Raw genomic sequence first — 12,850 nt, forward strand, 5'->3', positions numbered from 1 at the left:
TAAATCCTTTAGGCGTTGGCTTGCGCTTGGACTTCGCGCACGATGATCGTCAGATTGGCGAAGGGCTTCTCGACGCGGCTCGCCCGGCCGCGGGCGCGGGCGTGGAAGCGCTTCATCACCAGCGCCTTGCCGACAAAGGCCTGGGCGACGACGAGATCGTCGACGTCGAGACCGTGATTGTTCTCGGCGTTGGCGATGGCGCTTTCAAGCGCCTTCTTCACCTCATGCGCGATCCGCTTTCTGGAGAACTCCAGATCGGCGAGCGCGCGATCCACCTTCTTGCCGCGGATCAACTGCGCGAGCAGATTGAGCTTCTGCGGCGAGACGCGCAGCATGCGCGCGACGGCCTTCGCTTCATTTTCCGCAAGCCGGGGCGGATTGGCTTCCTTCGACATCGTGAGCCTCTCTTAGCCTCTCTTAGCCCCTCTTGGCCTTCTTGTCGGCCGCATGGCCGTGGAAGGTGCGGGTCGGAGCGAATTCGCCGAATTTGTGCCCGATCATGTCTTCCGACACGGACACGGGAATATGCTTCTGGCCGTTGTGCACGCCGAAGGTCAGTCCCACGAATTGCGGGATGATCGTCGAGCGGCGGCTCCAGATCTTGATCACCTCGGAGCGGCCTGAACCACGCGAGGTCTCGGCCTTCTTGAGAAGATAGCCGTCGACGAACGGGCCCTTCCAAATCGAGCGCGCCATGGGTTAGCCCTTCTTCTTGCGATTGTGTCGCGAGGACACAATGAAACGGTCGGTGGATTTATTGGTGCGGGTCTTCTTGCCCTTGGTCGGCTTGCCCCAGGGCGTGACCGGATGACGGCCGCCGGAGGTGCGGCCTTCGCCGCCGCCGTGCGGATGGTCGATCGGATTCATCGTGACGCCGCGATTGTGCGGGCGGCGGCCGAGCCAGCGTGAACGGCCGGCCTTGCCGATCGAGGTGTTCATATGATCGGGATTCGACACGGCGCCGAGCGTCGCGAAACACTGGCCGTGCACGAGGCGCTGCTCGCCGGAATTCAATCTGATGATCACATAGCCCTGGTCGCGGCCGACGATCTGCGCATAGGTGCCGGCCGACCGCGCGACGGCGCCGCCCTTGCCGATCTTCATCTCGACATTGTGCACGATGGCGCCGACAGGGATGTTGGCGATCGGCATGGCGTTGCCGGGCTTCACGTCCACCTGATTGCCGGCGATCACTTCGTCGCCGACGGCGAGCCGCTGCGGCGCGAGAATATAGGCGAGCTCATTGTCCGCATAGCGAATGAGCGCGATGAACGCCGTCCGGTTCGGATCATATTCGAGCCGCTCGACCTTGCCGGCGACGTCGAGCTTGCGCCGCTTGAAATCGACGACGCGATAGGCCTGCTTATGGCCGCCGCCGCGAAAGCGCACGGTGATCCGGCCGGCGTTGTTGCGGCCGCCCTTTGAACTCTTGCCTTCGGTCAGGGTCTTGACCGGCTTGCCCTTGTAGAGCTCGCTGCGGTCGACGATGACGAGCTGGCGAAGGCTCGGCGTGACCGGCTTGAATGTCTTCAGCGCCATAGTTCTATCCTCACGCCTTCCTTACAGTCCGGTCGTCACGTCGATCTTGTGGCCCTCGGCGAGGGTCACGACCGCTTTCTTGACGTCGCTCTGCTGGCCGCGCTGACCGCGGAAGGTCTTGACCTTGCCCTTGCGCACCAGCGTATTGACCGCCTCGACCTTGACGTCGAAGAGACCTTCGACCGCCGCCTTGATCTGCGGCTTCGTCGCGGTCTTGGCGACCTTGAAGACCACCTTGTTGCTCTCGGAGGCGAGCGTCGCCTTCTCGGTGATGACCGGGGCGACGATCACGTCGTAATGACGAACGTCCTTGCTCATTTCAGTCGCGCCTCCAGCGCGTCCACTGCGGCGCGGGTCAACACCAGCTTCTCGCGGCGGAGGATGTCGTAAACATTGACGCCTTCGACGGGCAGGATGTCGATCTTCGGGATATTGCGTGCGGCGAGCACGAAATTATGCTGCGGCGCGCCGCCGACGATGATGATCGCGTTCTCGAGACCGGTCTTGGCGAAACTCGACGCGAGCAGCTTCGTCCTGGGCTCGGCGAGCTCCGCCGACTCCCAAACGATGATGCCGCCGTCCTTGGCCTTCGCGGACAGAGCATGTTTCAAGGCGAGCTGGCGCACCTTCTTGGTCAGGTCATGCGCATGGCTGCGCACCACCGGACCGAAGGCGCGTCCGCCGCCGCGGAACTGCGGCGCGCGCGCCGAGCCGTGACGGGCGCCGCCGGTGCCCTTCTGCTTGTGCAGCTTCTTGCCCGAGCGCGCGATTTCGGCGCGGTTCTTCACCGCATGGGTGCCGGCGCGCCGCTTGGCGAGTTGCCAGCGGATCATGCGGAAGATCAGGTCCTTGCGCGGCTCAAGGCCGAAGACCTCATCGGAGAGTTCGATCGAACCGGCCGCCTGGCCGTCGAACGACGTGACGTCGATCTTCACGGCTCAGTCCTCCTTCTTTTCTTCTTGCGGAGCGGCGTCCAAATTCGCGGCTTCACCCTGTCCGTCGCCGAGGCGGAATTTGCCCGGCTGCGGCGCATCCTTCGGCAGCGCGCGCTTCACCGCGTCGCGCACGAAAATCCAACCGCCGGCCGTGCCCGGCACCGCGCCTTCGACCAGCAGCAGTCCCCGCGCCGGGTCCGTCTGCACCACCCGCAGATTTTGCGTGGTGACGCGCTCGACGCCCATATGGCCGGCCATTTTCTTGTTCTTGAAAGTCTTGCCCGGGTCCTGACGGCCGCCGGTCGAACCATGCGAGCGGTGCGACACGGAGACGCCGTGGGTCGCGCGCAGACCGCCGAAGCCCCAGCGCTTCATCGGGCCGGCGAAGCCCTTGCCGGTGGAGGTTCCTGTCACGTCGACGAACTGGCCGACGACGAAATGATCCGCCGTGATCTCGGCGCCGATCGGCAGCAACTCTTCCTCTTTCACCCGAAACTCGGCGAGCTTCAGCTTCGGCTCCACCGAGGCCGCGGCGAACCGCGTGCGTTCGGCCTTCGAGACATTCTTGACCTTGGCGCGGCCGATGCCGAGTTGAACGGCGGTGTAGCCGTTCTTCTCTTGAGTCCGCTGCGCGACGACCTGGCAGCCGTCGAGCTTCAGGACCGTGACCGGCACATGCTCGCCCGCCTCCGTGAAGATGCGGGTCATTCCGACCTTTTGCGCGATGACGCCCGACCGCATGATCCAATCCTTCGCAAAGCGCGCTCGCATCCTTCAGCGAGCGCCGCCTGAATTCCGTTTAGAGCTTGATCTCGACATCCACGCCGGCGGCGAGATCGAGCTTCATGAGCGCGTCCACCGTTTGCGGGGTGGGATCGACGATGTCGAGAACGCGCTTATGCGTTCTGATCTCGAACTGTTCGCGCGACTTCTTGTCGATGTGCGGCGAACGGTTCACCGTGAATTTTTCGATGCGCGTCGGCAGCGGAATCGGACCGCGGACCTGAGCGCCCGTGCGCTTGGCCGTCGAGACGATCTCCTTCGTCGACGTGTCGAGAATCCGGTGATCGAACGCCTTGAGGCGAATCCGGATATTTTGACCGTTCATTTTTCCGTCCTTTAGGACCGCGAGCGGCTCTGCTCGCCTTCATGCGCCGCGCGCCGTTGCGCGCGGCTTCTTTCACAAGAGCGAGCGCTTGGCCCGCGGCCCGGGATTCGCTTTACTCGATGATGCTGGCGACGACGCCGGCGCCGACCGTTCTGCCGCCTTCGCGGATGGCGAAGCGCAGCTTCTCCTCCATGGCGATCGGCACGATCAGCACGACGTCCATCGTCACATTGTCGCCCGGCATCACCATCTCGACGCCGTCGGGAAGCGTGACGATGCCGGTCACGTCCGTCGTGCGGAAGTAGAATTGCGGACGGTAGTTGGTGAAGAACGGCGTGTGGCGGCCGCCCTCTTCCTTGGTGAGGATATAGGCCTCGGCCTTGAACTTGGTGTGCGGCTTCACCGAGCCCGGCTTGCACAGCACCTGGCCGCGCTCCACGTCCTCGCGCTTCGTGCCGCGCAGCAGGCAGCCGACGTTGTCGCCCGCCTCGCCCTGATCGAGGAGCTTGCGGAACATCTCGACGCCCGTCACCGTCGTCTTCGTCGTCGGACGGATGCCGACGATCTCGACTTCCTCGCCGACCTTCACCACGCCGCGCTCGATGCGCCCCGTCACCACCGTGCCGCGGCCCGAAATCGAGAACACGTCCTCGACCGGCATCAGGAAGGGCTGATCCTTCGGCCGCTCCGGCTGCGGAATATATTTGTCGACCTCCGCCATCAGCTTCAGGATCGCGTCATGGCCGATCTCGGGATTCTTGCCCTCGAGCGCGCACAGCGCCGAACCCTTGACGATCGGAATGTCGTCGCCCGGGAACTCATACTTGCTGAGCAGCTCGCGCACTTCGAGCTCGACGAGCTCCAGAAGCTCCGGATCGTCGACCATGTCGACCTTGTTCAAGAACACGACGAGCGCCGGCACGCCGACCTGGCGGGCGAGCAGAATATGCTCGCGGGTCTGCGGCATCGGGCCGTCGGCCGCCGAAACGACGAGGATCGCGCCGTCCATCTGCGCCGCGCCGGTGATCATGTTCTTCACATAGTCGGCGTGGCCGGGGCAGTCGACGTGGGCGTAGTGACGGTTCTGCGTCTCATATTCGACATGCGCCGTCGAAATGGTGATGCCGCGCGCCTTCTCTTCCGGCGCCTTGTCGATCTGGTCATAGGCCGTAAAGGTCGCCCCGCCCGTCTCCGCCAGAACCTTGGTGATCGCCGCCGTCAAAGACGTCTTGCCATGGTCGACGTGCCCAATCGTCCCAATGTTGCAGTGCGGCTTCGTGCGTGAAAACTTTTCCTTGGCCATCGCCGTGCTCCTTTGAAGAGTACCTGTCGCCCCGTTGCGTTCGAGATCAGGCGTATTTCGCCTGGACCTTTTTCGACTCCGCTTCGGGGACTTGTTCGTAGTGATCGAATTGCATCGTGTAGCTCGCGCGACCCTGCGTGAAGGAGCGCAGCTGATTGACGTAGCCGAACATGTTGGCGAGCGGCACCATGGCGTTGATCACCACGGCGTTGGCGCGCATGTCCTGACCTTGAATCTGTCCGCGACGGGAGTTCAGATCGCCGATGACAGAACCGGTGTATTCCTCCGGCGTCACCACTTCGACCTTCATGATCGGCTCGAGCAGCACCGAGCCGCCCTTCTGCAGCGCTTCGCGCGTCGCGGCGCGCGAGGCGATCTCGAAGGCGAGCACCGAAGAGTCGACGTCGTGGAAGGCGCCGTCGACGAGCGTCGCCTTCAGATCGACGACGGGGAAGCCGGCGAGAATGCCGGAGGTCGTCACCGATTGAATGCCCTTGTCGACGCCGGGGATATATTCCTTCGGCACAGCGCCGCCGACGATCTTGCTTTCGAACTCATTGCCCTTGCCGGCTTCATTGGGTTCGAAAATAATCTTCACGCGCGCGAACTGACCGGTGCCGCCGGTCTGTTTCTTATGCGTATAGTCGATTTCAAGCTTGCGGCCGAGGCGCTCGCGATAGGCGACCTGCGGCGCGCCGATATTGGCGTCGACCTTGTAGGTGCGCTTCAGGATGTCGACCTTGATGTCGAGATGCAGTTCGCCCATGCCCTTGAGGATGGTCTGGCCGCTTTCCTGATCGGTCGAGACTCGGAAGGAGGGATCCTCCGCGGCGAGCTTCTGCAGCGCGATGCCAAGCTTCTCCTGATCGGCCTTCGACTTCGGCTCGATGGCGATCTCGATGACCGGATCCGGAAACTCCATGCGCTCCAGAATGACTGGCTTCTGCATGTCGCAGAGCGTGTCGCCGGTGCGCGTGTCCTTGAGGCCCGCGAGCGCGACGATGTCGCCGGCGTAAGCTTCCTTGATGTCTTCGCGGTTGTTGGCGTGCATCAGCAGCATGCGGCCGATGCGCTCTTTCTTCTCTTTCGTCGAATTGAGCACTGTCGTGCCGGAGTCGATCTTGCCCGAATAGACGCGGGCGAAGGTGATCGTGCCGACGAAGGGATCGTCCATGATCTTGAACGCGAGCATGGAGAAGGGCTCGGAATCGAGCGGCTTGCGATCCAGCTCCTCGCCCGTATCCACGTCGACGCCCTTGATCGCCTCGCGATCGACCGGCGACGGCAGATAATGCACGACGGCGTCGAGCAGCGGCTGCACGCCCTTGTTCTTGAAGGCCGAGCCGCAGAACACCGGGATGAAGGCGATCTTGCGCACGGCGGTGCGGATCAGCCTGTGCAGCGTCTCCTCGTCCGGCTCCTGGCCGTCGAGATAGGCGGCCATGGCGTCGTCGTCCATTTCGACCGCGGCTTCGATCAGCGCCAGATGATATTCCTTGGCCTTGTCGAGCAGGTCGGCGGGAATCTCTTCGTCGTGATATTTCGCGCCGAGCCCTTCGTCTTCCCAGACGACGGCCTTCATGCGCACGAGATCGACGACGCCCTTGAAATTCGACTCGGAGCCGATCGGCAATTGCACGCAGATCGGGCGGCCGCCGACGCGCGTCTTGATTTCCTCGACGCAGCGGTCGAAGTCGGCGCCGATCTTGTCCATTTTGTTGACGAAGACGATGCGCGGCACATTGTATTTGTCGGCCTGACGCCAGACGGTCTCGGTCTGCGGCTCGACGCCCTGGTTGCCGTCGAGCACGCATACGGCGCCGTCGAGCACGCGCAGGCTGCGCTCGACTTCGATGGTGAAGTCGACGTGGCCGGGCGTATCGATGATGTTGAGGCGCTTGCCGTTCCAGAACGTCGTCGTTGCGGCGGACGTGATGGTGATGCCGCGCTCCTGCTCCTGCTCCATCCAGTCCATCGTCGCGGCGCCTTCATGCACCTCGCCGATTTTATGGCTCTTGCCGGAGTAATAGAGGATGCGCTCCGTCGTCGTCGTCTTGCCCGCGTCGATGTGGGCCATGATGCCGAAGTTACGGTAGTCCTCGATCGGATGAGAGCGGGCCATGACGGTTGTCCTCGTAAGCTCGTGCTGCGCCTTACCAGCGGTAGTGCGAGAAGGCGCGGTTGGCCTCCGCCATGCGATGCGTGTCTTCGCGCTTCTTCACCGCGGCGCCGCGGTTGTTGGACGCGTCGAGCAGTTCGGCCGACAGGCGATCGACCATGGTCTTGTCGTTGCGGGCGCGGGCCGCGGTGATGATCCAGCGGATGGCGAGCGCCTGACGACGCTCGTTGCGCACTTCGACCGGCACCTGATAGGTGGCGCCGCCGACGCGGCGGGAACGAACCTCGATCGCCGGCGCGACATTCTCGAGCGCCTGCTTGAAGACGGCGAGCGGATCGCTCTTGGCCTTCGCCTCGACCTGATCGAGCGCGCCATAGACAATCTGCTCGGCGACCGACTTCTTGCCGTCGTACATGATCGAGTTCATGAATTTCGTGAGCACGATGTCGCCGAATTTGGCGTCTTCGATCACTTCACGCTTTTCGGCACGGTGGCGACGAGACATCGAACGGCTCCTTACTTCGGACGCTTCGCGCCGTATTTCGAACGGCGCTGCTTGCGGTCCTTGACGCCCTGGGTGTCCAGAACGCCGCGCAGAATGTGGTAGCGAACGCCGGGAAGATCCTTCACGCGGCCGCCGCGGATCATCACGACCGAGTGCTCCTGAAGATTATGGCCCTCGCCCGGGATGTAGCCGATGACCTCGAATCCGTTGGTCAGGCGCACCTTGGCGACCTTACGAAGCGCGGAGTTCGGCTTCTTCGGCGTCGTCGTATAGACGCGGGTGCACACGCCGCGCTTCTGCGGGCAGGACTGCAGATGGCGCGCCTTCTCGCGATAGGTCGGCGCTTGGCGCGGCTTGCGGATCAACTGGCTGATCGTCGGCATTCAATAGGGTCCTTCGCGTGATTGCGAATGGCGGATGTCAAGGTGGCCTCGCCGCGCATGGCCTTAAAGGCACGCGCAAACGAGCGAAGCGCCGATGGCCGTAAGGGCCAAGGCGCTTCTAACGCAGAGGATCCCGTCGCCGGGATCGTGCCTTCCTGTCCGACGAGCTTTGGACGCGTTCTAACGTCCGAGCGCCGGTATGATTACCAATTACGTTTGGCGGTCACAGGCAAGGCGACAGCGTTTAAGTTCGAAGGATCGAGAGCGAGGCGCTCGCCGACGGCGTGAACTTACGGCCTGTCGAAAGTGGGCGGAACCTAATCGCGAGCGTGCGGCGCGTCAAGCGCAGAATGCGCGATTTTTCGAATATCGTCGCATGCCCGTCTGCGCGTCTGTGCTTGAGTCTTTCGCCGCCGCGCGCGTCTCGCATGCGCAAGCGTTCTACTCTGTGTCACGCCCGCCGCACGTCGCCAATCAATTTCGCGGTTAAGTCGGCAGTATTGGAGGCGCCGGCAAAATCCCGGCGGCCGCGGAACGGCTCCTCATCTTTCGCGTTAGCCCCCGGGGAGACGCCCATGTCGAAATTCCGTTGGCGCGGCCGAAGCTTAACCAAAGACATCAGCGCCGTGCTCACCGCCAAGGTCTTGGCCCTCGCCGCGATCTATTTCGCCTTCTTCGCCTCGAAGCCCGCGCTTCCCGGCGCGGCGCGCTGGCTGTTTGGACCGTGAGCGCCGCTATGGACGTCGTCGAGCTTTCCCGCCTGCAGTTCGCGCTCACCGCGCTGTACCACTTCCTCTTCGTGCCGCTGACGCTCGGGCTCTCGGTGCTGATCGCGATCATGGAGAGCGTCTATGTGATGACCCGCCGGCGCATCTGGCGGGACATGACGATCTTCTGGGGCATTCTCTTCGGCATCAATTTCGCCATGGGCGTCGCCACCGGCATCACCATGGAATTCCAGTTCGGCACGAACTGGTCCTACTATTCGCAATATGTCGGTGACGTCTTCGGCGCGCCGCTCGCCATCGAAGGCCTGATGGCCTTCTTTTTGGAAGCGACCTTCATCGGTCTGTTCTTCTTCGGCTGGGACCGGCTGAGCCGGCCGGGCCATCTCGCGGTCACCTGGTGCGTGGCTTTGGGGTCGAATTTCTCGGCGCTGTGGATTCTCGTCGCCAACGCCTGGATGCAGAATCCCGTCGGCAGCCGCTTCAATCCGGACACCATCCGAATGGAGGTGACGGATTTCATGGCGGTCCTGTTCAATCCCGTCGCGCAGTCCAAATTTGTCCACACCGTCGCCGCGGGCTATGTCACCGGCGCGGTCTTCGTTCTGGCGATCAGCGCCTGGTATCTGCTGCAGGGCCGCCATCGCGCCTTCGCGCTGCGCTCGATGACCGTCGCCGCCTCATTCGGGCTCGCCTCGGCGCTTTCGGTCGTCGTTCTCGGCGACGAGAGCGGCTACGCCACGACCGAAAACCAGAAAGTGAAGCTCGCGGCGATGGAGGGCCTGTGGCGGACGGAGGCGCCGCCGGCGGCCTTCACCATTTTCGGCATCCCCAATCCCACGACTCACGAAACCTCTTACGCCCTTCAGGCGCCCTGGATGCTAGGGCTCATCGCGACCCGCTCGCTCGACAAGGTCATTCCCGGAATCTTCGATCTGATCGATGACGCCAAGACGCGCATCAGCCGCGGCGTCGAGGGCTATGAGGCGATGCGCCGCCTCAAGGGCGCGGCGCCGGACCCGGCGGCCCGCGAGATCATCGATCGACGACAGAGGGATCTCGGCTATGCGATGCTGCTGCGCCGCTATACCGACAATCCTGCCGCCGCGACGCCCGAGCAAATCGAGAAGGCGGCCTGGGACACGATCCCGAATGTGCCGGTGATCTTCTGGTCGTTCCGCGTCATGGTGGCGCTCGGCTTCTACTTCATCGCGCTCTTCTCCGCGATGTTCTATCTTTCGTCCAAGCGCGCCTTCGAAGAGCGGCGGTGGCTCCTGCACGTCGCGGTGTGGTCCTTGCCGCTGCCATGGATCGCGGCGGAGCTTGGCTGGATCGTCGCCGAATACGGCCGCCAGCCATGGATCATCGAGGGCGTGCTGCCGACCTTTCTCGCCGCCTCTCCGATTAAGCCCGGCAACGTCTGGCTGAGCCTTTCGGGCTTTGTGCTGTTCTACACCGCGCTGCTCATCGTCGACGTATTCCTGATGGTGAAATACGCCAAACTCGGACCGACCGAGACGTGGCAGGTTCCCGATCTTGCGACGCGGCAGGCGCCGCCCGGCGGCGCGCCGATGGGCGATCTGAGACCCATCGAGGAGGCCTGAAATGCATATTCCTCTCGACTACGACACGCTTCGGGTCATCTGGTGGGCGCTGCTTGGCGTCCTGCTGATCGGCTTTGCGGTCTTTGACGGCTTCGACCTGGGCACGGCGATGTTGTTGCCCATCCTCGGCCGCAGCGACCAGGAGCGGCGCGTTCTTATCAACAGCATCGGTCCGGTGTGGGAGGGCAATCAGGTTTGGTTCATCCTTGGCGGCGGCGCGTCATTCGCGGCTTGGCCGCCGGTCTATGCCGCCGCCTTCTCCGGCTTCTACGTTGCGATGTTCGTCACGCTTCTGGCGCTGATCCTGCGGCCGGTCGCCTTCAAATTCCGCGGCAAGATCGACAATGCGCTGTGGCGACAGACGTGGGACTGGGCGCTGGTTTTCGGCGGGCTGGCGCCCGCGCTGGTCTTCGGCGTCGCCTTTGGCAGTCTGCTGCAGGGCGTTCCGCTGCGCTTCGACGACGAGCTGCGCGCCATCTATGAGGGTTCGTTCTTTGAGCTTTTCACGCCTTTCGCGCTGCTTTGCGGCGCCGTCAGCGTCTGGATGCTCGTGATGCACGGCGCGGCCTATGTGCAGGCCAAGACCGTGGAGCCGATCGCGGCGCGCGCGCGCCGCGCCGGCATGATCGCCAGCATCGTCACTTTCGCGCTGTTCGCGATGGGCGGCGTCTATGTCTACGCCCACCTCAACGGCTATGCGATCGTTAGCGAGATAGCGCCCTCCGCGCCTTCCAATCCGCTGCGAAAGAGCGTCGAAGTCGCGGCCGGCGACTGGATGCTCAATTATGGGCGTTATCCATGGTCGGCGGCGGCGCCGGCGCTTGGTCTTCTCGGGGCGCTGTCGGCCGCCGCGATGTTCGCGCTGCGAAAGGAAGCCGCCGCCTTCATCTGCAGCGCCGCCGCCGTGACCGGCATCGTCGCGACGCCGGGTTTTGCGATGTTTCCCTTTCTCATGCCGTCATCAATCGAGCCTGACGTCAGTCTGACGGCGTGGGACGCCTCATCGAGTCATTTGACGCTGTTCGTCATGCTCATCGCCGTCATCATTTTTCTCCCCATTGTTCTTGCCTATACCGCCTGGGTCTATCGGGTGCTGCGCGGAAAGGTGCCATCCCGTATCTTTGAGCCGGGCGGCCACGCCTACTGAGGGCGCAAGGCGTTATGCGCGTTTCGAGCCGGCGCCTTCTTCGCCATTCGGTTGCCTCGGGACAGGCGCAGATGCCAAATGCGTCGAATTCGTCTCATCTGCGCAGTTTGGTCGCATGCGGACGGCATTGCGCCTGGCGCGAGCCGGTCACATCATCGCCCGCTGCGACGGCGACGCCGCCGAAGTTCGTCAAGGAAGGAAGCTCGAATGAGCCATGTTGCGCATGAGTTGCACGAAGAATTTCCCGAACACGCCGAGGCCATTCACATCCTAAAGACCGAGAACGCGCACTTCGCGCGCATCGCGGAAGACTATCACACGCTCAATCGCGCCATTCACCGCATGGAGACCAATGTCGAGCCGGCCGACGACGCGACGATCGAAGATTTGAAAAGGAAGCGGCTGGCGCTCAAGGACGAGATCGCCGGCTTCCTGGCGACGGCGTAAGCCTCACGCCCCCGCCCCTCCTCGCGGCGCGGGAGAGGGAGCGGGCCCCGCGCAGTTGCCGTCATGCCCGGCCTTGCGCCGGGCATGACGGGGCGACCGCGCCTATTTGAGTCTTGGAAGGCGCGCCACCGCGTGAACGGCCGCGACAAGCGCGGCCATGACGCGGGGAACCGGCCGACCTGCCACGGCGCCGCGCTATCGATATTGCGCCGGCGGCTGCGGATTATTCGCGGGGTTGCTGTCGTGCTTGGTCAGGCGGGCGACCAGCGGACCGCCGACGAGGGGCTGCAGCTCCGCCTCCAGCGCGTCGGCGACGTCCTTGCCGTAGATTTCCTCGCCGGCGACATGGATCGAGAAGGCTTTGCTGTGCTTCTCGATTTTCGCCGGGTCTTCGATCACCGCCTTGGTCCATTTGTAGAGCGGGTAATTCTCCTCGCCGCGCTGTTCGGCCGCGGCGACATATTCGGAAAAGGCGTCGAGCTGGTTCCGAAGCTTCGCGTTATGTTTGGCGAGAATGTCGCTGAGCGGTTTTAACGCCGGATTTTCCGGATCCCTGCGCGCGAGCTTGGCCGCTGCGTCGACGAGATTGACTCGAACCTGATATGCCCAATCTTCGCTCATCGATCCACTCCCTGGGGCTGCCGCCGCCGCGCCGCGCTTTTTACTTGCGTCTTATGACCCGAACGGCGTCGGAGCTAAAAGAACCTCCAGCAGATTGGCGAAAACCCGAGATTTTCCAACCCCCGGGGCGCCGCCAGATTCTCGCTGTGGCCAAGCTATCCCATTGTCGTTATTATATTTAATCGCGCATGCCCTGGCACAAGGTGATTTTTCCAGAAATGCTGTGTATAAGCAGTACAGCGGCATCGAGGCGGCGCCGCCCCTTGGAAACGGACGTCGGCCACATTTCAGCCGCCTTGGCCTCGGACTTTGTCAGGTCGACGGCGCCTGTCGAAAGTCCCGCCGTCGAGTCGATAAGTGTGTCGACAGTAGAGCATCGACGTCGCGCCCTTCGAGGAGTCGGGGGCGGCCGTT

The 12,850-nt window shown here is 63.3% G+C and carries 16 protein-coding genes; 4 read left to right on the forward strand and 12 right to left on the reverse strand.

The genetic code is table 11. The features are described 5' to 3' along the window. Positions 1-8 precede the first annotated feature (8 nt). The 11 genes from rplV to rpsL all read right to left on the reverse strand — a co-directional run bounded on the left by rplV (position 9) and on the right by rpsL (position 7,892). Complete coding sequence (rplV, locus tag BN69_RS06430) at positions 9-395, reverse strand: 50S ribosomal protein L22 (protein ID WP_014890758.1); 387 nt, start codon at positions 393-395, stop codon at positions 9-11. Between the two features lie 22 nt (positions 396-417). Further along, a complete protein-coding gene (rpsS, locus tag BN69_RS06435) occupies positions 418-696 on the reverse strand; it encodes a 30S ribosomal protein S19 (protein WP_014890759.1) in 279 nt (92 codons plus the stop codon). Between the two features lie 3 nt (positions 697-699). Beyond that, positions 700-1,539, reverse strand: coding sequence for a 50S ribosomal protein L2 (rplB, locus tag BN69_RS06440; protein ID WP_014890760.1), 840 nt, complete (start codon positions 1,537-1,539; stop codon positions 700-702). A gap of 21 nt (positions 1,540-1,560) precedes the next feature. Beyond that, positions 1,561-1,857 (reverse strand): 50S ribosomal protein L23, encoded by a 297-nt coding sequence (locus tag BN69_RS06445; protein ID WP_014890761.1) that lies wholly within the window; start codon positions 1,855-1,857, stop codon positions 1,561-1,563. Continuing rightward, entirely contained in the window at positions 1,854-2,474 is a 621-nt protein-coding gene (gene rplD, locus BN69_RS06450) for a 50S ribosomal protein L4 (RefSeq protein WP_014890762.1), read from the reverse strand. Before rplD ends, BN69_RS06445 begins: the two co-directional genes overlap by 4 nt. A 3-nt stretch (positions 2,475-2,477) precedes the next feature. Then, positions 2,478-3,215 (reverse strand): 50S ribosomal protein L3, encoded by a 738-nt coding sequence (gene rplC / locus BN69_RS06455; RefSeq protein WP_041927187.1) that lies wholly within the window; start codon positions 3,213-3,215, stop codon positions 2,478-2,480. A gap of 58 nt (positions 3,216-3,273) precedes the next feature. Beyond that, positions 3,274-3,582 carry a 30S ribosomal protein S10 gene (gene rpsJ, locus BN69_RS06460; protein ID WP_014890764.1) on the reverse strand — a complete coding sequence of 103 codons (309 nt, stop codon included), beginning with the start codon at positions 3,580-3,582 and terminating at the stop codon, positions 3,274-3,276. Between the two features lie 112 nt (positions 3,583-3,694). Beyond that, positions 3,695-4,885 carry an elongation factor Tu gene (gene tuf, locus BN69_RS06465; RefSeq protein WP_014889814.1) on the reverse strand — a complete coding sequence of 397 codons (1,191 nt, stop codon included), beginning with the start codon at positions 4,883-4,885 and terminating at the stop codon, positions 3,695-3,697. Positions 4,886-4,931: 46 nt separating this feature from the next. Beyond that, entirely contained in the window at positions 4,932-7,007 is a 2,076-nt protein-coding gene (gene fusA / locus BN69_RS06470; RefSeq protein WP_014890765.1) for an elongation factor G, read from the reverse strand. Between the two features lie 31 nt (positions 7,008-7,038). After that, positions 7,039-7,509, reverse strand: coding sequence for a 30S ribosomal protein S7 (gene rpsG / locus BN69_RS06475; protein WP_014890766.1), 471 nt, complete (start codon positions 7,507-7,509; stop codon positions 7,039-7,041). A gap of 11 nt (positions 7,510-7,520) precedes the next feature. Beyond that, positions 7,521-7,892, reverse strand: a complete 372-nt coding sequence (gene rpsL, locus BN69_RS06480; RefSeq protein ID WP_014890767.1) for a 30S ribosomal protein S12 — start codon at positions 7,890-7,892, stop codon at positions 7,521-7,523. A gap of 575 nt (positions 7,893-8,467) precedes the next feature. On the opposite strand from rpsL, the gene cydP reads away from it, so the two are divergent. From cydP to BN69_RS06500, 4 genes are all read left to right on the forward strand, one after another. After that, positions 8,468-8,620, forward strand: coding sequence for a cytochrome oxidase putative small subunit CydP (gene cydP, locus BN69_RS19400; RefSeq protein WP_158491296.1), 153 nt, complete (start codon positions 8,468-8,470; stop codon positions 8,618-8,620). Between the two features lie 8 nt (positions 8,621-8,628). Further along, positions 8,629-10,221: a cytochrome ubiquinol oxidase subunit I gene (locus BN69_RS06490; RefSeq protein ID WP_014890770.1), complete on the forward strand. Its 1,593-nt coding sequence runs from the start codon at positions 8,629-8,631 to the stop codon at positions 10,219-10,221. Between the two features lies 1 nt (position 10,222). Further along, positions 10,223-11,368 (forward strand): cytochrome d ubiquinol oxidase subunit II, encoded by a 1,146-nt coding sequence (cydB, locus tag BN69_RS06495; RefSeq protein WP_014890771.1) that lies wholly within the window; start codon positions 10,223-10,225, stop codon positions 11,366-11,368. A 207-nt stretch (positions 11,369-11,575) separates the two neighbouring features. Continuing rightward, positions 11,576-11,815 (forward strand): HP1242/YdcH family protein, encoded by a 240-nt coding sequence (locus tag BN69_RS06500; RefSeq protein ID WP_014890772.1) that lies wholly within the window; start codon positions 11,576-11,578, stop codon positions 11,813-11,815. Positions 11,816-12,010: 195 nt separating this feature from the next. Here the strand turns inward: BN69_RS06500 and BN69_RS06505 are convergent, their stop codons facing one another. Further along, entirely contained in the window at positions 12,011-12,436 is a 426-nt protein-coding gene (locus tag BN69_RS06505) for a hypothetical protein (RefSeq protein WP_014890773.1), read from the reverse strand. Positions 12,437-12,850: the final 414 nt, after the last annotated feature.

Source organism: Methylocystis sp. SC2, assembly GCF_000304315.1.
Classification (GTDB): Bacteria; Pseudomonadota; Alphaproteobacteria; order Rhizobiales; family Beijerinckiaceae; genus Methylocystis.

Coding starts and splice junctions, on each gene's coding strand:
- rplV (WP_014890758.1), bottom strand. CDS start 395: ATGTCGAAGGAAGCCAATCCGCCCCGGCTTGCGGAAAATGAAGCGAAG.
- rpsS (WP_014890759.1), bottom strand. CDS start 696: ATGGCGCGCTCGATTTGGAAGGGCCCGTTCGTCGACGGCTATCTTCTC.
- rplB (WP_014890760.1), bottom strand. CDS start 1,539: ATGGCGCTGAAGACATTCAAGCCGGTCACGCCGAGCCTTCGCCAGCTC.
- BN69_RS06445 (WP_014890761.1), bottom strand. CDS start 1,857: ATGAGCAAGGACGTTCGTCATTACGACGTGATCGTCGCCCCGGTCATC.
- rplC (WP_041927187.1), bottom strand. CDS start 3,215: ATGCGGTCGGGCGTCATCGCGCAAAAGGTCGGAATGACCCGCATCTTC.
- rpsJ (WP_014890764.1), bottom strand. CDS start 3,582: ATGAACGGTCAAAATATCCGGATTCGCCTCAAGGCGTTCGATCACCGG.
- tuf (WP_014889814.1), bottom strand. CDS start 4,885: ATGGCCAAGGAAAAGTTTTCACGCACGAAGCCGCACTGCAACATTGGG.
- fusA (WP_014890765.1), bottom strand. CDS start 7,007: ATGGCCCGCTCTCATCCGATCGAGGACTACCGTAACTTCGGCATCATG.
- rpsG (WP_014890766.1), bottom strand. CDS start 7,509: ATGTCTCGTCGCCACCGTGCCGAAAAGCGTGAAGTGATCGAAGACGCC.
- rpsL (WP_014890767.1), bottom strand. CDS start 7,892: ATGCCGACGATCAGCCAGTTGATCCGCAAGCCGCGCCAAGCGCCGACC.
- cydP (WP_158491296.1), top strand. CDS start 8,468: ATGTCGAAATTCCGTTGGCGCGGCCGAAGCTTAACCAAAGACATCAGC.
- BN69_RS06490 (WP_014890770.1), top strand. CDS start 8,629: ATGGACGTCGTCGAGCTTTCCCGCCTGCAGTTCGCGCTCACCGCGCTG.
- cydB (WP_014890771.1), top strand. CDS start 10,223: ATGCATATTCCTCTCGACTACGACACGCTTCGGGTCATCTGGTGGGCG.
- BN69_RS06500 (WP_014890772.1), top strand. CDS start 11,576: ATGAGCCATGTTGCGCATGAGTTGCACGAAGAATTTCCCGAACACGCC.
- BN69_RS06505 (WP_014890773.1), bottom strand. CDS start 12,436: ATGAGCGAAGATTGGGCATATCAGGTTCGAGTCAATCTCGTCGACGCA.